The sequence below is a fragment of the Streptomyces sp. CC53 genome (genome assembly GCF_001865245.1).
In the GTDB taxonomy this organism is placed as follows: Bacteria; Actinomycetota; Actinomycetes; order Streptomycetales; family Streptomycetaceae; genus Streptomyces.
Window position 1 is genome coordinate 83,342 of sequence record NZ_MKXB01000220.1, and the last position, 20,968, is coordinate 104,309.

The window sequence follows — 20,968 nt, forward strand, 5'->3', positions numbered from 1 at the left end:
GCGCTCGTCGCCCGGCCCGTATCCACGTCAGGTGCGCCCCCGGCCGGCGCCCCGTCCTTCGACGGGCGTGGACCGGGCACGACCTCGTGGGGGGCCGGCCCGGCCCTCCGACCGGTCTCACCCCTGGCAGCCACATGCGCGCCCGGTTCCGCCTCTCTCGGCCAGGTGTCCGCCGCCTTCCCGGAAGCCCCCTCGTGGCTTCGCGCCGACTGCCGAGCCCCGCGCCCGGGAGCCGCGCAACGAATCACCGGGCAGGCGCGCAATGCCGCAACGGATCGGTGGTCGGTCCGCAACGGTCGCGCCTTGTCCGGAATGAACGCCGAACCGTACCTTTTTGGCATCTCCCCGTCCCCCTTCCGCACTGACGAGGTCCCGCCCATGCCACCGCTGCGCACCGCCCTGCTCCAGAGCTCAGGACAGCTCGGTGACGTGGCCGCCAACCTCAAGGCCCTCGACGAGGCCGCCGCCCGCGCGGCCGCGAACGGCGCCGGGCTGCTGGTCGCCCCCGAGATGTTCCTGACCGGCTATGCCATCGACGCCGACGTCCACCGCCTCGCCGAGCCCGCCGACGGCGAGGCCGCCGACGCGGTCGCGGACATCGCCGAGCGCCACGGCGTCGCCGTGGCCTACGGCTACCCCGAGCGGGACGGCGACACCGTGTACAACGCGGCCCAGCTCATCGGCCCCGACGGCACCCGCCTCGCCGCCTACCGCAAGACGCACCTGTACGGCGACTTCGAGCTCGCCTGGTTCACGCCCGGTGACCAGCCCGTCGTCCAGGCCGAGCTCGGCGGCCTCCGGATCGGCCTGATGATCTGCTACGACGTGGAGTTCCCGGAGAACGTCCGCGCCCACGCCCTGGCCGGCACGGACCTGCTGCTGGTCCCCACCGCCCTCATGCACCCCGCCCAGGTCGTCGCCCGGTCCGTCGTGCCGGTGCGCGCCTTCGAGAACCAGCTCTACATCGCGTACGCCAACCGCACCGGCCCCGAGGGCGGGTTCGAGTTCGTCGGGCTGTCCGCGCTCGCGGGTCCCGACGGCACCGCCAGAGCCCGCGCGGGCCACGGCGAGGAGCTGGTCGTCGGCGACGTCGACCCCGGGCTGCTGCGGGCCTCGCGCGAGGCCAACCCCTACCTCCGCGACCGCCGCCCGGCCCTGTACACCTCCCTCTCCTGAGCCTCCCCGCTCAGCCCCCCCGTTTCTCGTCATCCGCGCAAGGAGTCCGTACCCCATGACGTCCACGGTGCCCAACGCCGTCCAGCACGCCGACGCGCAGCAGCCGCCGATCACCATGTTCGGGCCGGACTTCCCCTACGCGTACGACGACTTCCTCGCCCACCCCGCCGGGCTCGGCCAGATACCCGCGACCGAGCACGGCACCGAGGTCGCCGTCATCGGCGGCGGTCTGTCCGGCATCATCGCCGCGTACGAGCTGATGAAGATGGGCCTCAAGCCGGTCGTGTACGAGGCCGACCAGATCGGCGGCCGGCTGCGGACCGTCGGCTTCGAGGGCTGCGACGCCGCGGGCGACGCGACGGAGCTCAACTGCGAGCTGGGCGCCATGCGGTTCCCGCCGTCCTCCACCGCGCTCCAGTACTACATCGACCTGGTGGGCCTGGAGACCACGCCCTTCCCGAACCCGCTGGCCGAGTCCACCCCCTCCACGGTGATCGACCTGAAGGGCGAGACCCACTACGCGGAGACCGTCGACGACCTGCCGCAGGTCTACCGCGACGTCGCCGCCGCCTGGAACGCCTGCCTGGAGGAGGGCGCCGACTTCTCCGACATGAACCGTGCCCTGCGCGAGCGGGACGTGCCGAAGATCCGCGAGATCTGGGCCAAGCTCGTCGAGAAGCTCGACAACCAGACCTTCTACGGCTTCCTCTGCGAGTCCGAGGCGTTCAAGTCCTTCCGGCACCGCGAGATCTTCGGCCAGGTCGGCTTCGGGACCGGCGGCTGGGACACCGACTTCCCGAACTCCATCCTGGAGATCCTCCGCGTCGTCTACACGGAGGCCGACGACCACCACCGGGGCATCGTCGGCGGCAGCCAGCAGCTCCCGCTGCGGCTGTGGGAGCGCGAGCCGGAGAAGATCGTCCACTGGCCGCTCGGCACCTCGCTGCGGTCCCTGCACGGTGGTGAGCCGAAGCCCGCGGTGACGCGCCTGCACCGCACGGCCGGGAACCGCGTCACGGTCACCGACGCGAACGGCGACATCCGCACGTACGAGGCGGTGATCTTCACCGCCCAGTCGTGGATGCTGCTGTCCAAGATCGACTGTGACGACTCGCTCTTCCCGATCGACCACTGGACCGCCATCGAGCGCACCCACTACATGGAGTCCAGCAAGCTCTTCGTGCCGGTCGACCGCCCGTTCTGGCTGGACAAGGACGAGGACACCGGCCGGGACGTCATGTCGATGACGCTGACGGACCGGATGACCCGCGGTACGTACCTGCTCGACAACGGGCCCGACAAGCCGGCCGTCATCTGCCTGTCGTACACGTGGTGCGACGACAGCCTGAAGTGGCTGCCGCTGTCCGCGAACGAGCGGATGGAGGTCATGCTGAAGTCCCTCGGCGAGATCTACCCGAAGGTCGACATCCGGAAGCACATCATCGGCAACCCGGTGACCGTGTCCTGGGAGAACGAGCCCTACTTCATGGGCGCGTTCAAGGCGAACCTGCCGGGCCACTACCGGTACCAGCGCCGCCTGTACACCCACTTCATGCAGGACCGGCTGCCCGAGGACAAGCGCGGCATCTTCCTCGCCGGCGACGACATCTCCTGGACGGCCGGCTGGGCCGAGGGCGCCGTGCAGACCGCGCTGAACGCGGTGTGGGGCGTCATGCACCAGCTGGGCGGCGCGACCGACCCGTCCAACCCCGGCCCGGGCGACCTCTTCGACGAGATCGCGCCGGTGGAACTGCCGGAGGACTGACCCGGCGGGTCCGCCTCCGGCGGCCTTCCCCCGTGCAGCCGAGGAGCCGGCCGGAGTGTTCGACGAACACTCCGGCCGGCTCCTCGGCCGTTTCGGTCGCCTCCGCTGCTACGGGCGCCCGGCCGCCCTTCCGTGCGGCGCCTGGCGGGTGCCTCGCGGTCGACGCGGTCGGCGGCCGCATCGTTTGTCGCCTGCCTGTGGGCGGTGGGCGGCGCGCGGTGAGCCGTGGGCGCGGGCGCCGTACGCCGAGTGGCTGCCAGAAGGCGGGTGCCGGGCGGTGCCCAGCGGTAGCGGGGACACGGCTACGCCCCTCGTGCGGCGGCCGCGCGAGGGGTGTGGCGGGGGTCACGCCTTCGGGGCGGCCTCCTCCTCGTCGTACGAGGAGGTGCCCGAGTCCAGCAGCGGCTCCTGCTGCTTCATGTGGGCCGGGGCGAAGGCGCGCAGGGCGTGGTAGCCGGTGATGACCACGAGCGTGCCGAGGGCGATGCCGCCGAGCTCGAAGCTGTCGGTGATCTTCAGGCTGACGCCGCCGACGCCGATGATGATGCCCGCGGCGGCGGGGACGAGGTTCAGCGGGTTGCGCAGGTCCACCCCGGCGTTGATCCAGATCTGCGCGCCGAGCAGGCCGATCATGCCGTACAGGATGACCGTGATGCCGCCGAGGACGCCCCCCGGGATGGCGGCGACCACCGCGCCGAACTTGGGGCACAGGCCGAAGAGCAGCGCGAAGCAGGCGGCGGCCCAGTAGGCGGCGGTGGAGTACACGCGGGTCGCGGCCATGACGCCGATGTTCTCGGAGTACGTGGTGTTCGGCGGGCCGCCCACCGCGGTGGAGAGCACGGACGCCGCGCCGTCGGCTGCGATGGCGGTGCCGAGCTTGTCGTCGAGCGGGTCGCCGACCATCTCGCCGACGGCCTTGACGTGGCCCGCGTTCTCCGCGATCAGCGCGATGACCACCGGCAGCGCCACCAGGATCGCCGACCATTCGAAGCTCGGCCCGTGGAACGAGGGCAGGCCGATCCAGTCGGCCTCGGCGACCGCGGACAGGTCCAGCCGCCAGTGGTCGACGGCCTCGGCCCCGCCGACCGGGGAGTGGATCCTGCCGAGGACGAGGTCGAAGAACCAGGAGATGCCGTATCCGAAGACCAGCCCCAGGAAGATCGCGATCCGCGACCAGAAGCCGCGCAGCCCGACGACCGCGAGCCCGGTGAAGAGCATCACCAGCAGGGCGGTCCACTGGTCCTGCGGCCAGTAGACGGAGGCCGTCACCGGCGCCAGGTTGAACCCGATCAGCATGACGACGGCGCCGGTCACGACGGGCGGCATCGCCGCGTGGATGATCCGCGCCCCGAAGTACCGCACCGCCAGTCCGGCCAGCAGCAGCGCGAGGCCGACGACCAGGATCGCGCCCGTCACGGTGGCGCTGTCGCCGCCCGACGCCCGGATCGCGGCGGCGACGCCGACGAAGGACAGCGAGCAGCCCAGATAGCTCGGCACCCTGCCGCGCGTCGCCAGCAGGAAGACCATCGTCGCGACGCCCGACATCATGATGGCGAGGTTCGGGTCGAGGCCCATCAGGACGGGCGCCACGAACGACGCCCCGAACATGGCCACGACGTGCTGCGCCCCGAGGCCCGCCGTCCGCGGCCACGACAGCCGCTCGTCCGGCCGCACCACGGCGCCCGGCGCGGGTGTCCGCCCGTCGCCGTGCAGGGTCCAGCGCACGCCGAGGTTCATGGTGCTGCTCCAGTCGTTCCGAAGGCGGGGGAGGGGCCGACACGGCGCGCACGGGGTGCGGTGCCGCGGCCGAAAACGATCGACGCCATGCTAAGGGGGTGGCTGTGCGGCACCGCGGCCCCCTCCTCCGGCCCGGTCGCCCCCTCCGGCGCTGCCCGTCCGCTCTCCCGCTCGCCGGCCTTCTCCCGTCGGCCTGTCGGCCCCGTTCTCCGGGCCGCCGGCCCCCTTCTCCGCGGCGGGCGCCCCTTCTCCGGCCCGGGCGTGGCCGCCTCCGGCCGTCGGTGCTCTCGGCCCGGCCGGCCTCCGCCCGGCCGGTGCGGCGCACGCCCGCGTCCGGTGCGGCCGCGGCTCCCGGCCGCGCGGACGTACGTCCCGGGGGCTTCGCGCTCAGCCCTTCCCGCGCTCAGCCCTTCCCGCGGCCCGCGCGCGGCGCCGCCGTGGCCCGGCCGCCGAGACGGGGAGGCCGGTTCCGGGGGCCGAGCACCCCCGCACCCGCCACCAGCCCGGCGCACAGCAGCGTCACGACGCCGAAGGACACCACCAGGGACGTCAGGTCGGCGAGCCCGCCGATCACCGACGGGGCGATCAGCCCGGACGTGTACGTGATGGTGGCCACGCCGGCGATGGCCTGGCTCGGGTTCGGCCCGCTGCGGGCCGCCGCCGCGAAGGCGAGCGGGACGACCACGGCCACCCCGAGGCCCAGCAGGCCGAACCCCGTCATGGCGGCCGCCGGATGGGGTGCGGTCACCACGAGCACGCCGCCCGCCGTGGCCGCCACGCCGCCGACCCGTACCGTCCGCACCGCGCCGAAGCGGTCCACGATCCGGTCGCCCACCAGTCGCGCCACCGCCATCGTCAGCGCGAACGCCGTCGTGGACGCCGCCGCCAGCCCCGCAGACGTGCCGAGCTGGTCCTTCAGGTACACCGCCGACCAGTCCAGACTGGCGCCCTCCGCGAACACCCCGCAGAAGCCGACCGCCCCGATCACCAGCGCGGACCGCGGCGGCAGGGTGAAGCGCGGTGGCGGCTCCTCGTCCGGGGCGCTGCGCACGTCGAGCACGCCCTGGCAGGCGGCCAGGCCCAGGGCGGTGAGGGTCACCGCGGCCAGCAGGTGGTGCAGCCGCGCGTCACCGCCCAGGTGTGCGGCCAGCGTGCCGGCGGCCGAGCCGACCAGGGCGCCCACGCTCCACATGCCGTGCAGTCCGGACATGACCGACCGCCCGAGCCGGTTCTCGACCTCCACGCCCAGCGCGTTCATCGCCACGTCGGACATGCCCGCGGTGGCGCCGTACACCAGGAGTGCGGCGCACAGGGTCCACAGGCTCGGCGCGAGGGACGGCAGGACGAGCGACAGCGTCCACAGCGCGAGCAGGCCGCGCAGGGCCGTCCGGGCGCCGAAGCGGTGGCTGACCGCCGCGGCGAGCGGCATCGCGAGGGACGCCCCGAGCGCAGGGAACGCCAGGGCCAGCCCGAGCTGGCCGGGGCTCACGCCCGCGTGCTCCTGGATCCACGGGATGCGCGTGGCGAAGCTGCCGGTCACGGCGCCGTGCACACAGAACACCGCGGCCACGGCGTACCGTGCCCGCCTCACCCGCTCCTTGCTGAACGGCACAGGACCCTCCCCGCTCATCGTCCCCGACCTACGCGGAGTAAGTTAACAGGAAGGCTTCCTGAAAGATAGATCTGAAAGGATCGGCCGCATGCCCACCGCCCCCGCCTCCCCCAGCACCGCCCGGGCCATCAACGACCGGCTCGCCCTGCGACTGCTCCAGGAGGAGGGGCCGCTGACCGCGGGCCGGCTGAAGCAGCTCACCGGGCTGTCCCGTCCCACCGTCGCCGACCTCGTCGAACGCCTCCAGCGCGCCGGGCTGGTCGAGGTCGTCGGCGAGACCGGCGCCGAGCGGCGCGGCCCGAACGCCCGCGTGTACGGGATCGTCGCCGGCCGCGCCCACCTCGCCGCACTGGACGTGCGGCTGCGCAGCGTGACGGTCGCCGTCACCGACCTGCTGGGCGCCGTGCTCGCCGAGGCGTCCGCACCCATCGGCGGCGACCTCGACACGGCACCGGCCGTGGAGCGGGCCGCCGCGCTGCTGGAGGAGGCCGTGGCGGAGGCGGGCGCGACGCGGCTGCACACGGTCGGCGTCGGCGCTCCCGGCCTGATCGACTCCGCCGGCGTCCTGCGCGACTCCGCGGGGCTGCCCGCCTGGCACCGCCGTCTGGTCGCCGTGCTGCGCGAGCGGTTGCCGGCACCCGTGCTGGTCGAGAACGAGACGAACCTCGCCGCGGTCGCCGAGGCGCGTGAGGGTGCTGCCCGGGACCGGGACACGTTCGTGCTGCTGTGGCTCGGACACGGCGTCGGAGCGGCCGTCGTCCTGGACGGTGCCCTGCGCCGCGGTGCCTCCGGGGGCGCGGGGGAGATCGGCTTCCTTCCGGTGCCGGGTACGGGCGGTCTGCCGTCGGCTTCCGACTGCGCGGGCGGCTTCCACGACCTCGCCGGTTCCACGGCCGTCCAGGCCCTCGCGGACGGGTACGGTCTCGCGGGCCCGGCCGACACCCCCGCCGCCCGAGGGCGTGAGGGGGAACCGGCGAGCGCGGGCCTGGTCCGCGCCGCGCTGGACCGTGCGGCGGACGGCTTCCTGGACGCCCTGGCCGAGCGCATCGCTCTCGGCGCGGCGGCCGTCAGCGCGGTGCTCGACCCCGGGTGCGTCGTGCTCGGCGGCGAGACCGGCCACGCGGGAGGACCCGAGCTCGCCGCGCGGGTCGAAGCGCGGTTGGCCGCGCTGTCCCCGCTGCGCACCGAGGTCCGGGCCGGCCGCCTGGGCGGGGGAGCGGTCCTCCGAGGGGCCCTCCTCACCGCCCGCGACGCGGCCCAGGACGACCTCTTCGGCGCACCCCCGCAGACACGGCGCCCGTAACCCCTGCTCACCTCCGCTTCCGCGCCCCCGGGGCCCGCTTCCGCCCACCCCCGCCCACGGGCGCCCCGGCCTCCGCGCGGCCCCGCCTCCCGCCACGGGCCGGCGCGCCCCGACGGGCTCCCCGGCGCCGCGGACTCGCGTGCCGCCTCCTCCCGAGCCGCCCTGCGTTCCGGTGCGCCACGGGCTCCCCGGCGTCGTCGGCCCGTGTCGCCACCCGCCTCCGGAGGGGCGCCCGCCGCGGCGCCATCACCGGCTTCCGCGTCGGCCGCGGCTTCCGCGCCACCTCCCGGCACCCGCGCCGCCGCCAGGGCAGGGGCCTGGCCGCCACGCGGTACGCCCGCGGACCGCCGTTCACGGCAGGTCCTTCGGCCAGTGCGCTCCTGCGACCCGTGCGCGCGGACCGCCGGCTCGGCGGGGTCACGCAGCCCGAGAAGTGGAGTCTGCGACCCCGTGCGCGCGGACCGCCGCCCACGCGACCGCAGCCCGGAGCCGTCGCCCGCGGCTATCGCGTGCCCGGGCCCACGTGCCGGGCCAGGAAGTCCTCGAAGGTGGCGCGGCCGACCGCCCGGTCCGGCGCCAGATGGCCGCCCGCGCGGAACGCGCGGTAGGTGCGGCCGGCCAGCGGCACGGGCAGCACGCGGCGGCGGCGGCCCGTCGCCCGCAGGTAGGACCGGGCGAGGTCCTCCAGGGGGCGCACCTGCGGGCCGGCCAGGTCGGGCACCCGACCCGCCGGCGCCCCCGCGGCGAGCTCGGCCAGCCGGGCCGCGACCTCCGTCACCTCGATCGGCTGGTCCGGGAGGCCCGCGGGGACGAGCATCACGGGTGGCTTCGCGCACGCCTCCAGCACCTTCAGCACCAGATCGTGGAACTGGGTCGCCCGCAGCACGGTCCACCCCAGCCCGGATCTCTCCAGCAGCTGCTCCACGGCCAGCTTCGTCCGGTAGTAGCGCAGCGGCACCCGGTCCACCCCGACGATCGAGATGTAGACGACGTGTCCGACGCCGGCCCGCTGCGCGCCGTCGATCAGGTGGCGTGCCGCCGTGTCGTCGCCGCCGCGCGGCGAACTGGCGCAGTGCACGACCGTGTCCACGCCTGCCAGCGCCGCGTCGAGGCCCTTGCCGTCCCGCAGGTCCACCGCGTACGGCGACGCGTGGCGGCTCAGCACCCGCACCTCGTGTCCGCCCGCCCGCAGCAGCTCCGCGACGTGGCGCCCCAGTGTGCCCGTGCCGCCGGTCACCAGGATCGTGCCCATGGCCCGCGCCCCTATCATCACGGGGCGCCCCCGGTGGACGCCCTTTCCGCTACGAACCGGCGGGCGCCCCCGGATGTGACAGCTGGCGCCCCACGTACGTCAGCTTCTCCGGGTTGAGCACCGAGCGCACGGCGGTGACGGCTCCGCCCCGTGCCTCGAACGTCGCCGCCGCGGCCACCGTGTCCCCCGCCCAGGCCACCAGCGCGGGCACGCCGTTGAGTTCCGCGACCGCGAGCCGCAGTGCCGCGGTGGCCTGCATCGGCGTGCCCATGAGGAAGCGCAGCACCTTGTCCCGTCCCTCGATCGGCCGCCGGGCCGCCGTGACGACGCCGCCGCCGTCGCTCCAGAAGGTCACGTCCGCGGCCAGCAGCTTCTCCAGGCCCGCCATGTCGCCCTCGCGGGCCGCCGCGACGAACGCCTCCACGAGCTCCCGCAGCCGCCGTTCGTCCGCCGCGTCCGTCCGCCGGGGCTCCGCCTCGGCGATCCGCGCGGCGGCCCTGCGGTACAGCTGGCGGCTGTTGGCCTCGCTGACGTCGAGCACCCCGGCGATCTCGCGGTGGCTGTACGCGAACGCCTCCCGCAGCACGTACACCGCCCGTTCCGTCGGTGTCAGCCGCTCCAGCAGCATCAGCAGCGCGGTCGACACCGTGTCCCGCTGCTCGGCCGACTCCAGGGGGCCGAGCGTGCCGTCGCCGGTGGCCACGGGCTCGGGCAGCCAGGGGCCCGGGTACTGCTCGCGCCGGGCGCGTGCCGAGGTGAGCCGGTTCAGGCACAGGTTCGTGACGACCTTGGCCAGCCACGCCCCGGGCCGCTCGACGGTGGAACGGTCGGCGCCGCTCCACCGCAGGAACGCGTCCTGCACGACGTCCTCGGCCTCCTCGGCCTGGCCCAGCATGCGGTAGGCCAGCCCGAACATGCGGGGGCGGTGGCTCTCGAACTCGTCGGTGGTCTCTGTCGCGCCGCTCATGGCACCAGCGTGCCATCCGCGCCCGGGCCGGCCGCGTCCAGGGGCCTGACCGGCACACGGCGCGCCGACCGGGAGGCGCGGGCCCCGTCGTCCGGGCGCGGGGCCCGGCAGGAGGCCGGGGCGGAGGCGGGCCCGCGCGACCGGGCGCGGACAGCGAGGGACCCGGTGGCGGGCAAGGGCCGTTCGCCGCCACCGGGTCCCGTTCTTGACGCTCCGTCAGGTTTCGGGCGTCAGCTTGATCCGCCGTGCGTCATCCGCAGGTGCCGAGGTCCTGCCAGACACCCCACTCGCCGGTCGTGCCGGGCTCCTCGCCCTGCGTCCACCACTTCGCCTTCCACGTGCGGCCGCTGTGCGAGACCACCGTGCCGCCGGTGTAGGAGGCCGCCCGGTCCCAGGCGGGCTCGGTGCAGACGCCCGGGGTCGGGGTCGGCGTGGGCGACGGGTTGGTCGGGTCCGGGCTGGGCGACGGGTCCGTGCCCGTGCCCGGCTCGACCACGGTCGTGCCGCGGGCCAGGCCGCCCGCCAGGGCGTAGGTGGTGCCGTCGATCTTGACCGTCCAGTTCGACGGGGTGGAGAACGGCAGGTAGTAGTTGAAGGACAGGTCCACCGAGGCGCCCGGGGCCAGCGACTGCCAGGCCGGGAGCTTCAGCGAGACGCGGTGGAAGTCGCCCTTCAGACCGCCGATGTTGTTGCCGGTGTGGTCGCTGCTGATCACCTTGGCGCCGAAACCGGACTGGTCGGACGCGTTGGCGGGGGCCGAGGTCGCGTAGTCGAACTGGAACTCGGTGCCGCCGGGCAGCGCCGTCTTCGTGTTGTTGGTGATCTTCAGCTTGGGCGTGATCGGGTAGTTGGAGTCACCGAGCTTGAACTCGCCGAACTGGACGTCGATGTCGACGGCCTTGGTCGGCAGGGCCGTGTTCGAGACCTTCGCGCCGTACGGCGCCGCGGACTTGAACTTGTCGTACATCAGGCCGGTGAGCGTGGAGCCGGGCTCGTACTGGCCCTTGGCGGCGTTCCACTGGTAGTCGCCCGCCAGCTCCCAGACCATGGTGCCGCCGATGCCGCGGTCCACCACGTAGTCGGCCTTGGCGGCGACGGACTGCTCGTCCTCGGTGGACAGGAAGACCTTCTTGTCGGCGTTCCACAGCCACGGGGCGACCAGCGTGGAGCTGTACTTGCGGGCGTAGGTGCCGGTCAGCCGGGTGTCCGAGGGGAAGCCGTAGCTGGTCAGGTAGTCGCCGACGACGCCCTTCTCCAGGTTCTTGGCGTGCCACATCGGGTTGGAGCCCGCAGGGGACTCCTTGCCGTTGTCGTCCTTGTCGTGCCAGAGGTTGTCGATGCCGACGGCGCCGTCACCGCACTTGGTCAGGCCGGAGCCGGCCGGGCAGTCCGTCGTGGCGGCCTTGCCCCACAGGCCGTCGGTGCCGCCCTGCACGTTCTTGAACCCGCGCGTGTAGTAGGGCAGGCCGATGTTGATGCGGCCGGCCGGCATCGAGCCGCGGAAGTAGTGGTAGGCCCAGTCGGTGTTGAGGTAGCCGATGCCGCCGTACTGCTGGGCGCCGTAGACGCCCGCGGCCGCCAGCTCGGCGTCCTTGCCGTCGTCGAACAGCGAGGCGTTCGGCCCCACGTACTCGTTCCAGGCGCCGTGCAGGTCGTACGACATGATGTTGACGTAGTCGAGGTACTTCTGCTGCTGGTACGTCTCCATGCCGCGCAGCAGGTAGCCCGACGACGGGGCGGCCACGGTCAGCATGTAGTGCCGGCCGTCGGCGGCGCCCGCCCGGTCGAGCTTCTCGCGCAGGGTCTTCATCAGCGCCGAGTAGCCCTGCACCAGGCCCGCGCGGCGCGGGTTGGAGATGTGCCAGTCCAGCGGGTTGCCGGCGTCCTTCATCGTGGTGGCGTACTCGTAGTCGATGTCGACGCCGTTGAAGCCGTACTCACGGATGAACTCGACCGCCGAGTCGGCGAACGTGTTGATGCCGGCCTGGTTGACCGAGCCGTCCGCGTTGGTGGCCATGCTGTAGAAGCCGCCGGAGGCGACGCGCTTGCCGCTGTCGTCGAAGTAGCCGCCGGTCTCCGCCCAGCCGCCGACCGAGATCAGCGTCTTGACGTCCGGGTGCTGCTTCTTGAACTTGTTCAGCAGGTTGAAGTGGCCCTTGTAGGGCAGCGCCGGGTCCATCTCGGCCCCGGCCACGCCGGGCCAGGTCATCCCGGTGGCGGCGTTGTCCGGGCTGTCGGAGCCGACGGAGATCTTGTTGTTGCCGTCGACGTGGGCGAAGGCGTAGTTGATGTGGGTGATCCTGTCCCACGGGATGTCCTTGGCGAGGTACGCGGGGGTGCCGTCCTTGCCGGTGCGCCAGCCGGTGAAGTAGCCGATGACGCGCCGCTGGTGGTCGGCGCCCATCTTCTCGCGGCCCTCGGCGTCATAGACGGAGCAGTAGGGGACGTCGACGCCGGGCGTCGTGTACAGGCCGTCGGGGCGGCAGGATTCGTGGTCGGCGGCGTGCGAGACGCCTCCGGAGAGCGAGGTCAGCAGCATTCCGGCGACGGCGGCGCCGGATGCGAGCAACGAGGCTCTCGCACGGGGGGTTGACAGCACGGTCGGCTCCTTCTGGGGAGTCGGGCTTCACACAACGTGCGGCTTCTGGCAGGGGGTTGGTCGTGCCGGGCCCTGGCGTGCGCACGCCGTCGGGCCGCCTCCGCGGAGAGGTGACGCAGACACTAAGAGGACTAGACCAGAGCGTCAATAGGTCTGGACCAATAGGGTTTCGCGGGTTCCGGCGGCCCGCCCCCGGCGGCATTCCGTCCCCGTCTGTGAGTGAGCCCACAGTGGATCACCCGTATGGCCGGTCCGTCGCCGTGGCACACTGGGGCCTGTATCAGCAGCAGCGCACTCCGGGGTCGGTGTAATTCCGAACCGGCGGTTACAGTCCGCGACCCGGCCGCATCCAGTGGCCGGTTGACCAGGTGAAACTCCTGGACCGACGGTGAAAGTCCGGATGGGAGGCAGTGCGCGGCGGGCGGAGCCCCCAGGGGCCACACCTGCCGTCTGCCGGTCGCCGGGCATCCCGGGGCCGGTGCGACGCGGTGTCGGCGCACCCTGCCGGCGGTGCCGTTCCCGCTCTCTGCCGTCGCCACCGACGGCAGGCCCCGGAGTCCGTGCCCGAGGAGGCAGGAGGACCCGGTGGCCACAGAAGCCGACGTGAACGCCATGCGCCGAGCCATCGCGCTCGCCGCCCGCGGACTCGGCTCCACGCGCCCCAACCCCGTCGTCGGCTGCGTCGTCCTGGACGCCTCCGGACACGAGGTCGGCGCCGGGCACCACGAACGCGCCGGCGGCCCGCACGCCGAGGTGAACGCCCTGCGCCGGGCCGGTGTCCTGGCCCGCGGAGGCACCGCGTACGTCACGCTCGAACCCTGCAACCACACCGGCCGCACCGGCCCCTGCGCCCAGGCGCTCGTCGAGGCCGGCGTCACCCGCGTCGTGTACGCCGTCGCCGACCCGAACCCGCAGGCCCGGGGCGGCGCCGACACCCTGCGGGCCGCCGGGGTGCAGGTCGAGGGCGGCCTTCTCGCCGACGAGGCCGAAGCGGGCAACGCCGCCTGGCTCACCGCCGTGCGCCTGCACCGGCCCCGGGTGCGCTGGAAGTACGCCGCCACCCTCGACGGCCGCACCGCCGCCGCCGATGGCACCAGCCGCTGGATCACCTCGGCCGAGTCCCGCGCCGACGTCCACCGGCTGCGCGCCGAGTCCGACGCCGTCCTCGTCGGCTCGGGCACCGCCCGCACCGACGACCCGCACCTGGCCGTCCGCGGCGTCGAAGGGGCCGTCCAGCCCCTCCGCGTCGTCGTGGACACCGAGGCCACCGCCGTCCGGCCCGGCGCCCGGGTCCTGGACGGCACCGCGCCCACCCTCATCGCCGTCGCCGAGGACGCCGCCACCGACCACCTGCCCGGTGTCGACGTCGTACGGCTCCCGCGCGCGGCGACCGGCCGCGGCCTGCACGTCCCCGCCCTCCTCGCCGCCCTCCACGAGCGGGAGATCCGGTCCGTCCTGCTCGAAGGCGGCGCCACCCTGGCCGGGGCGTTCGCCGCCGCCGGAGCCGTCGACGAGGTCGTCGGCTACCTCGCGCCCGTACTCCTCGGCGCCGGCCCCGCCGCCCTCGGCGACGCCGGCGTCACCACCATCGCCGACGCGCTGCGGCTGCACGTCACCGAGACCGTCCGCATCGGCCCCGACCTGCGCGTCACGGCCGTCCCCGCCCCTCCCGCCGCCACCCCCAAGGAGCGCTGAGTGTTCACCGGAATCGTCGAAGAACTGGGTGAGGTCACCGCCGTCGAGGACCTCGGCGACTCCTCCCGCTTCCGCCTGCGCGGCCCCGTCGTCACCCAGGGCGCCAAGCACGGCGACTCCATCGCCGTCAACGGCGTCTGCCTCACGGTGGTCGACCACGAGGGCGACGAGTTCACCGCCGACGTGATGGCCGAGACCCTCAAGCGCTCCAGCCTCGGCGCCCTCACCGCCGGCTCCCGCGTCAACCTGGAGCGGCCCCTGGTCGCCGACGGCCGCTTCGGCGGGCATATCGTCCAGGGCCACGTCGACGGCACCGGCACCGTCCTCGCCCGCACCCCCTCCGAGAACTGGGAGATCGTCAAGGTCTCCCTCCCGGCGGAACTCGCCCGCTACGTCGTCGAGAAGGGCTCCATCACCGTCGACGGCGTCAGCCTCACCGTCGTCGAGGCCGGACCCGACCACTTCACCATCAGCCTCATCCCCACCACCCTCGCCCTCACCACCCTCGGCACCAAGCAGCCGGGCGACCCGGTGAACCTGGAGGTCGACGTCATCGCCAAGTACGTCGAGCGCCTCCTCGGCCACCGAGCACCGGGAGACGCCCGGTGAACACGCTCAACTCCGTCGCCTTCACCGCCTTCGGCCAGGCCATCAAGTGGTCCGACATGATCGGCAACGTGATCGGCCTCGCCGCCCTCGCCCTCGGCTGGCGCCGCTCCATCTGGACCTGGCCCGCCCAGCTGCTCTCCGGCCTCGTCCTCGTCGCCGCCTATGCCTCAGCCCAGCTCAGCGGCGGCGTCGGCAAGCAGCTCCTGGTCATCGCCGTCGCCGTCTGGGGCTGGCGCCAGTGGACCCTCGGCAAGCAGCAGGCCCAGGACGGCTCCCTCGCCGTGCGGTTCGCCACCTGGAAGGAACGCGCGCTGCTCGCCGGAGGCGCCGCCCTCGGCACCCTCGCCGTCGGAGGGCTGTTCACCCTCTTCCCGTCGCTCTCCTGGAGCCCGTGGGCCGACGCCTACATCTTCGTCGGCACCCTCGCCGCGATGGTCGCCCAGGCCCGCGGCCTCGTCGAGTTCTGGTTCGCCTGGCTCCTCGTCGACGTGGTCGGCGTCCCGCTCGCCTTCAGCAGCGGCCTCGCGTTCTCCGGATTCGTCTACGTCCTCTACGGCGCGCTCGTCCTGTGGGGCATGCGCGACTGGTGGCTGCGCTCCCGGCAGCCCGCCCTGGAAGGAGCACCCGCATGACCACCGCACCACAGCTCGCCACGCTCCCCGACTGGGACGCCGAGGACCTCACCCTCGACTCCGTCGAGCAGGCCGTCCGCGACATCGCCGCCGGCCGGCCCGTGGTGGTCGTCGACGACGAGGACCGCGAGAACGAGGGCGACCTCGTCATCGCCGCCGAGAAGATCACCCCCGAGATCGTGGCCTTCATGATGAGCGAGTGCCGCGGCCTCATCTGCGCCCCCCTGGAGGGCGACGAACTCGACCGCCTCGAACTGCCGCAGATGGTCGACGACAACACCGAGTCGATGAAGACCGCCTTCACCGTCTCCGTCGACGCGGGCCCCGCCCACGGCGTCACCACCGGCATCTCCGCCGCCGACCGCGCCACCACACTCCGGCTCCTCGCCGACGGCACCGCCCGGGCCTCCGACTTCGTCCGCCCCGGCCACATCTTCCCGCTGCGCGCCCGCAGCGGCGGCGTCCTCGTCCGCCCCGGGCACACCGAGGCCGCCGTCGACCTCGCCCGCCTCGCCGGACTGCGCCCCGCCGGCGCCATCGTCGAGATCGCGGGTGAGGACGGCGTCATGCTGCGGCTGCCCGAACTCGTGCCGTTCGCCCGCAAGCACGGGCTGACGATCGTCTCCATCGAGGCCCTCATCGCCCACCGCCGGGCCACCGAGGCCCCGGCCGCCCACGCCGACCCCTCCGACGCCGACGCCGCGACCCCCGCCGACGCCCCCGTCGTACGCCGCGAGGCCGAGGTCACCCTCCCCACGGCGCACGGCGCGTTCACCGCGTACGGCTACCGCTCCACCGCCGACGGCGTCGAGCACGTCGCCCTCGTCCACGGCGATCTCGGCGACGGCCGGGACGTGCTGGTCCGCGTCCACTCCGAGTGCCTCACCGGTGACGTCTTCCACTCCCTGCGCTGCGACTGCGGGCCGCAGTTGCGCGCCGCGATGGACCGGATCACCGAAGCCGGCCGCGGCGTCGTCGTCTACCTGCGCGGTCACGAGGGCCGCGGCATCGGCCTGCTGCCCAAGCTCCGCGCGTACGAACTCCAGGAGCAGGGCCGCGACACCCTCGACGCCAACCTGGAGCTCGGCCTGCCCGCCGACGCCCGGGACTACGCCGCCGGCGCCCGGATGCTGGCCGACCTCGGCGTCCGCAGCGTCCGGCTGCTCACCAACAACCCGGACAAGACGGACGCGCTGACCCGCCACGGCATCACCGTGACCGGCCGCGACCCCATGGCCGTCCAGGCCGGCGAGCACAACGTGCGCTACCTGCGCACCAAGCGCGACCGCATGGGCCACGACCTGCCCTGGCTCGACGAGCCGGCCGGCGTGCCCACCTGCGCGGCCCAGTGACACCCCACCCATCCCACCCACCCGTACAGCACCGAGGAGCAACGTGAGCGGCAAGGGCGCACCCGAAGTGACCGTGAAGAACGCCGGCGACCTGCGTGTCGCCGTCATCGCGGCACAGTGGCACGAGAAGGTCATGGACGGTCTGGTCGGCGGCGCCCTGCGCGCCCTCCACGAGCTCGGCATCGACGAGCCCACCGTCCTGCGCGTGCCCGGCAGCTTCGAGCTGCCCGTGGTCGCCAAGGTCCTCGCCGGCCGCGGCTACGACGCGGTCGTCGCCCTCGGCGTCGTCATCCGCGGCGGCACCCCGCACTTCGACTACGTGTGCCAGGGCGTCACCCAGGGCCTCGTCCAGGTCTCCGTGGACACCGGCGTCCCCGTCGGGTTCGGCGTCCTCACCTGCGACACCGAGGAGCAGGCCCTCGACCGCGCCGGCATCGAGGGCTCGAACGAGGACAAGGGCCACGAAGCGGTGACCGCCGCTGTCGCCACCGCCCTGACGCTGCGCACGGTCAGCGAACCCTGGCGCTGACCGTCCCGTGAGGCGGGCGGTACCCCGGCAGGCCGACGGGCCCCGGGGTCCGCGCACGACCAGGCGGGTGGGCCCGCCCGCGACGGGACCCTGCGGCGACGGCGCCCCGCGGTGGTGGGGCCGGCCCCGTGTGGGCTCGGCCGCCCCGGAGGGGAACCGGCCGGCTACGGGCCCTGGCGTGACCGGGCCTGCTCCCCCGGGCAGCCCGCAGGCCCCGCCCGGAGCCCCCGCAGGGCCACGCCCGCGGGTGCCCGGGGGCGCGGCGGTCGTCCACCGACCGGACGCGCTGCACGCCCCGTCCCGCACACCCCGTACGCTTAGGACCATCATGGCGAACAAAACCTTCGAAGAGCTCTTCGCAGAGCTGGAGCTCAAGGCCAGGACCGGCGACCCCGCCACCTCCCGCACCGCCGAACTGGTGGACAAGGGGGTGCACGCCATCGGCAAGAAGGTCGTCGAGGAGGCCGCCGAAGTGTGGATGGCCGCCGAGTACGAGGGCAAGGAAGCCGCCGCCGAGGAGATCTCCCAGCTGCTGTACCACGTCCAGGTGATGATGGTCGCCCGCGGGATCACCCTCGACGACGTCTACGCCCACCTCTGAGCCATCCGTCCGCCGCACCGCACCACCGCACCCACCCGCCGCACTCCGAGCAAAGGAAGCCCGCCCCATGCTGCGCATCGCCGTCCCCAACAAGGGTTCTCTCTCCGGACCTGCGTCGGCGATGCTCCATGAGGCCGGCTACAAGCAGCGCAAGGAGTCCAAGGAGCTCGTGCTGGTCGACCCGGGCAACGAGGTCGAGTTCTTCTACCTCCGCCCCCGGGACATCGCCATCTACGTCGCCTCCGGCAAGCTCGACATCGGCATCACCGGCCGCGACCTGCTGCTGGACTCCGGCGCCAACGCCGAGGAGATCCTGGAGCTCGGCTTCGCCCGGTCGACGTTCCGCTACGCCACCCGGCCCGGCACCGCGAGCGGCCCCGCCGACTTCTCCGGCATGACGATCGCCACCTCGTACGAGGGCATCGTCGCCAAGCACCTCGCCGACCACGGCATCGACGCCTCCGTCGTCCACCTCGACGGCGCCGTCGAGACCGCGATCCAGCTCGGTGTCGCCCAGGTCATCGCGGACGTCGTGGAGACCGGCACCTCGCTGCGCAACGCCGGCCTGGAGGTGATCGGCGAGCCCATCCTCACCTCCGAGGCCGTGGTCGTCCGCCGCACCGGTGCCCCCGCCCAGGACCCCGAGGTGGAGCGCTTCCTGCGCCGCCTCCAGGGCGTGCTGGTGGCCCGCAGCTACGTGATGATGGACTACGACTGCCGCGCGGAGCACCTGGAGCAGGCCGTCGCCCTGACCCCCGGCCTGGAGTCGCCGACCATCTCGCCCCTCCACAACGAGGGCTGGGTCGCCGTCCGGGCGATGGTCCCCGCCAAGGACGCCCAGCGCATCATGGACGACCTGTACGCGCTGGGGGCCCGCGCCATCCTCACGACGGCGATCCACGCCTGCCGCCTCTGAGCCGGAAAGCCCCCTGTTCCATGTCTGACGCAGCCCCCGTACCGCCCGCCCTCCCCGTCACCTTCCGGCCGCGGCGCACCCGCGCCGTCCTGCTGGCCGTCGGCGCGGTCATGTTCACCGTCATCACGGTCGTCGCCCTGACGCTGGAACGGCTCAGCTCCGCGGAGCGGGTCAGCTTCGTCTTCACCGCGGCGCTCTTCTACGGCGTGCTGATCCTGCTCAGCCGGCCCAAGGTCGTCGCGGACGACGAGGGCGTCACCGTCGTCAACCTGACCCGGACCCGCCGCCTCGCCTGGGCGGAGATCCTCCGGGTCAACCTCCGGGTCGGCGACCCCTGGGTGTTCCTCGACCTCAGCGACGGCACCAGCCTGCCCGCCTTGGGCATCCAGCCCGGCATCGGCAAGGCCCAGGCCATCCGCGACGCCCAGGCCCTGCGCGCCCTGGCCGAGGCCCGCGGCACCGGCACCGGCGGGCACTGACCGCACCGGCGGGAGCAGTCGGCACCGACGGGCACCGGCCGCACGCCCGGCCACCAGCCGCACCCGCGGTCACCGGTCGCACCGACGGACACTGACCGTACCGGCGGGCACTGACCGTTCCCGCTCCCGCGGGCACCCGCCGCCGGGCCGGCCGCATCGACGCTCCCAGGTGTTCACCCCCGGCACCCACGCCGGGCAGCGGCCGGGCACCGGCCCGCCCCGGGCGCGGTTCGCCCGGTCGGACCCGCCCTCTGCCCCGCCCGGCCCTGCCGTGACTACTCTTGTCGCGGCGGCGCCGAGCGCGCCCCGCCCCGCGCACACGGCGGCGGCCCGGCACGGCCGGGACCCCTCCGGCACCGCCCGGACCGCCGGCGGGGCACCAGCGACCCGAGGAGTGACTCCCTCCGGCAATGGACGGACCGTCCGGTAGTACCTGCGCCGCCTTCCCCGCACACGAGGAGGCGGCGGCATGACCACCGCACTCCTGCTGCTCTGCGCGGCCTTCCTGCTGATCCTCGCCAACGGCTTCTTCGTGGCCGCCGAGTTCGGCCTCGTCACGGTGGAGCGGGCGGACGCCGAACGCGCCGCCGCCGACGGCGACCGCCGCGCGGTCACCGTCGTCAAGGCGCTGAGGGAGCTGTCGTTCCAGCTCTCCGGCACCCAACTCGGCATCACCCTCACCTCCCTGGTGGTCGGCATGCTCGCCGAACCGGCGCTCGCCCGGCTGCTCAGCGCCCCCCTCACCGCGACCGGACTGCCCCCGGGAGCGGTGCACGGCACCGCCGTGGCCGTCGGCATGCTGGCCGCGTCGGCCCTGCAGATGGTGATCGGCGAGCTCGTGCCGAAGAACTGGGCGGTGTCCCGGCCACTCCAGGTCGCCCGTTTCGTCGCCGGCCCGCAGTACGCCTTCTCCACGGTGTTCCGCCCGGCCATCGCTCTGCTGAACGCCGTGGCCAACCGGCTCGTACGGCTCTTCGGCGTCGAGCCGGCGGAGGAGCCGGCCTACGCCCGCACCCCCGCCGAGCTGGTCTCCCTCGCCCGGCACTCCGCCCGCGCCGGCGCACTCGAACAGGACACCGCGGACCTCTTCGTCCGCACCCTGTCGCTCGGCGGACTGACCGCGCAGCACGTCATGACCCCGCGGATCAAGGTCAGCGCCCTCCAGAGCGACGCCACGGCGGCCGACGTCCTCAACCTCACCCGTGCCACGGGCCTGTCCCGCTTCCCCGTGTACCGGGACCGCATCGACGAGATCGCCGGCATGGTCCACCTCAAGGACGCCCTGGCCGTCCCGGCCGGTGAGCGCGCGCGTACCCGCGTGGGCCGCATCGCCGTGCCTCCGCTCCTGGTCCCGGAGACCCTGCCCGCGCAGACCCTGCTGGAACGGCTGCGCAGCGAGCAGCCGATCGCCGTGGTGGTCGACGAGTACGGCGGCACGGCGGGCGTGGTCACCCTGGAGGACATCGTCGAGGAGCTCGTGGGCGAGGTGCGCGACGAACACGACGCGTTCGCGCGGGAGCGGCCCGACCTGGCCGCCGTCGCCCCGGAGGACGGCAGACCCGCGTGGGAGGCGGACGGCAGCTGCCGCGTCCACGAGCTGAAGCGCAGCGGATTCGAGGTGCCCGACGGCCCGTACGAGACGGTCGCCGGACTCGTCGCGGACCTCCTCGGCCGCATCCCCACGGTGGGCGACCGGGCCGAGCTCCCCGGCTGGCGCCTGTCGGTGTGCCGGGTGGACCGCTAC

Annotated in this window: 17 protein-coding genes and 1 riboswitch; of the genes, 12 read left to right on the top strand and 5 right to left on the bottom strand. The window is 73.8% G+C overall.

Annotated features, from left to right (window positions below):
- The first annotated feature begins 378 nt into the window (after positions 1-378).
- Together BJP40_RS29375 and BJP40_RS29380 are read left to right on the top strand one after the other, a co-directional pair.
- Positions 379-1,176 carry a carbon-nitrogen hydrolase family protein gene (locus tag BJP40_RS29375; protein WP_071283603.1) on the top strand — a complete coding sequence of 266 codons (798 nt, stop codon included), beginning with the start codon at positions 379-381 and terminating at the stop codon, positions 1,174-1,176.
- 55 nt (positions 1,177-1,231) lie between these two features.
- Complete coding sequence (locus BJP40_RS29380) at positions 1,232-2,941, top strand: NAD(P)/FAD-dependent oxidoreductase (RefSeq protein WP_071266693.1); 1,710 nt, start codon at positions 1,232-1,234, stop codon at positions 2,939-2,941.
- A gap of 345 nt (positions 2,942-3,286) precedes the next feature.
- Here BJP40_RS29380 and BJP40_RS29385 read toward each other — a convergent pair whose 3' ends face one another.
- Both BJP40_RS29385 and BJP40_RS29390 read right to left on the bottom strand, forming a co-directional pair.
- Positions 3,287-4,678: a uracil-xanthine permease family protein gene (locus BJP40_RS29385; protein WP_071283606.1), complete on the bottom strand. Its 1,392-nt coding sequence runs from the start codon at positions 4,676-4,678 to the stop codon at positions 3,287-3,289.
- A gap of 403 nt (positions 4,679-5,081) precedes the next feature.
- Positions 5,082-6,308, bottom strand: a complete 1,227-nt coding sequence (locus BJP40_RS29390) for an MFS transporter (RefSeq protein ID WP_071283609.1) — start codon at positions 6,306-6,308, stop codon at positions 5,082-5,084.
- Positions 6,309-6,378: 70 nt separating this feature from the next.
- Between BJP40_RS29390 and BJP40_RS29395 the strand changes: the two genes are divergently transcribed.
- On the top strand, positions 6,379-7,593 hold the full coding sequence (locus tag BJP40_RS29395; RefSeq protein WP_071283612.1) for an ROK family transcriptional regulator: 1,215 nt from the start codon (positions 6,379-6,381) through the stop codon (positions 7,591-7,593).
- 502 nt (positions 7,594-8,095) lie between these two features.
- On the opposite strand, the gene BJP40_RS29400 is transcribed toward BJP40_RS29395, so the two are convergent.
- From BJP40_RS29400 to BJP40_RS29410, 3 genes are all read right to left on the bottom strand, one after another.
- Positions 8,096-8,845, bottom strand: a complete 750-nt coding sequence (locus BJP40_RS29400; RefSeq protein ID WP_071283613.1) for an SDR family oxidoreductase — start codon at positions 8,843-8,845, stop codon at positions 8,096-8,098.
- Positions 8,846-8,894: 49 nt separating this feature from the next.
- Positions 8,895-9,812 (bottom strand): RNA polymerase sigma-70 factor, encoded by a 918-nt coding sequence (locus tag BJP40_RS29405; RefSeq protein ID WP_071283616.1) that lies wholly within the window; start codon positions 9,810-9,812, stop codon positions 8,895-8,897.
- Between the two features lie 250 nt (positions 9,813-10,062).
- Complete coding sequence (locus BJP40_RS29410) at positions 10,063-12,351, bottom strand: chitinase C-terminal domain-containing protein (protein ID WP_079171555.1); 2,289 nt, start codon at positions 12,349-12,351, stop codon at positions 10,063-10,065.
- A 347-nt stretch (positions 12,352-12,698) separates the two neighbouring features.
- Positions 12,699-12,829, top strand: a riboswitch (FMN riboswitch).
- Between the two features lie 167 nt (positions 12,830-12,996).
- On the opposite strand from BJP40_RS29410, the gene ribD reads away from it, so the two are divergent.
- The 9 genes from ribD to BJP40_RS29455 form a co-directional block, all read left to right on the top strand.
- On the top strand, positions 12,997-14,106 hold the full coding sequence (gene ribD / locus BJP40_RS29415) for a bifunctional diaminohydroxyphosphoribosylaminopyrimidine deaminase/5-amino-6-(5-phosphoribosylamino)uracil reductase RibD (protein WP_071283620.1): 1,110 nt from the start codon (positions 12,997-12,999) through the stop codon (positions 14,104-14,106).
- A complete protein-coding gene (locus tag BJP40_RS29420) occupies positions 14,107-14,715 on the top strand; it encodes a riboflavin synthase (protein WP_071283623.1) in 609 nt (202 codons plus the stop codon).
- A gap of 56 nt (positions 14,716-14,771) precedes the next feature.
- Positions 14,772-15,347, top strand: coding sequence for a nicotinamide mononucleotide transporter family protein (locus tag BJP40_RS29425; protein WP_079171556.1), 576 nt, complete (start codon positions 14,772-14,774; stop codon positions 15,345-15,347).
- On the top strand, positions 15,344-16,699 hold the full coding sequence (locus tag BJP40_RS29430; RefSeq protein WP_071283629.1) for a bifunctional 3,4-dihydroxy-2-butanone-4-phosphate synthase/GTP cyclohydrolase II: 1,356 nt from the start codon (positions 15,344-15,346) through the stop codon (positions 16,697-16,699). The genes BJP40_RS29425 and BJP40_RS29430 overlap by 4 nt, the downstream gene beginning before the upstream one ends.
- A 43-nt stretch (positions 16,700-16,742) precedes the next feature.
- Complete coding sequence (gene ribH / locus BJP40_RS29435; protein ID WP_071283632.1) at positions 16,743-17,228, top strand: 6,7-dimethyl-8-ribityllumazine synthase; 486 nt, start codon at positions 16,743-16,745, stop codon at positions 17,226-17,228.
- A 328-nt stretch (positions 17,229-17,556) separates the two neighbouring features.
- The gene (locus tag BJP40_RS29440; RefSeq protein ID WP_071283635.1) at positions 17,557-17,829 is read left to right on the top strand and encodes a phosphoribosyl-ATP diphosphatase; all 273 of its coding nucleotides are present in this window, start codon (positions 17,557-17,559) and stop codon (positions 17,827-17,829) included.
- Between the two features lie 67 nt (positions 17,830-17,896).
- The gene (hisG, locus tag BJP40_RS29445; RefSeq protein ID WP_071283638.1) at positions 17,897-18,745 is read left to right on the top strand and encodes an ATP phosphoribosyltransferase; all 849 of its coding nucleotides are present in this window, start codon (positions 17,897-17,899) and stop codon (positions 18,743-18,745) included.
- Between the two features lie 20 nt (positions 18,746-18,765).
- Positions 18,766-19,224: a PH domain-containing protein gene (locus tag BJP40_RS29450; protein ID WP_071269252.1), complete on the top strand. Its 459-nt coding sequence runs from the start codon at positions 18,766-18,768 to the stop codon at positions 19,222-19,224.
- A 469-nt stretch (positions 19,225-19,693) separates the two neighbouring features.
- A partial coding sequence (locus tag BJP40_RS29455) for a hemolysin family protein (protein ID WP_071283641.1) occupies positions 19,694-20,968 on the top strand: 1,275 nt, incomplete at its 3' end.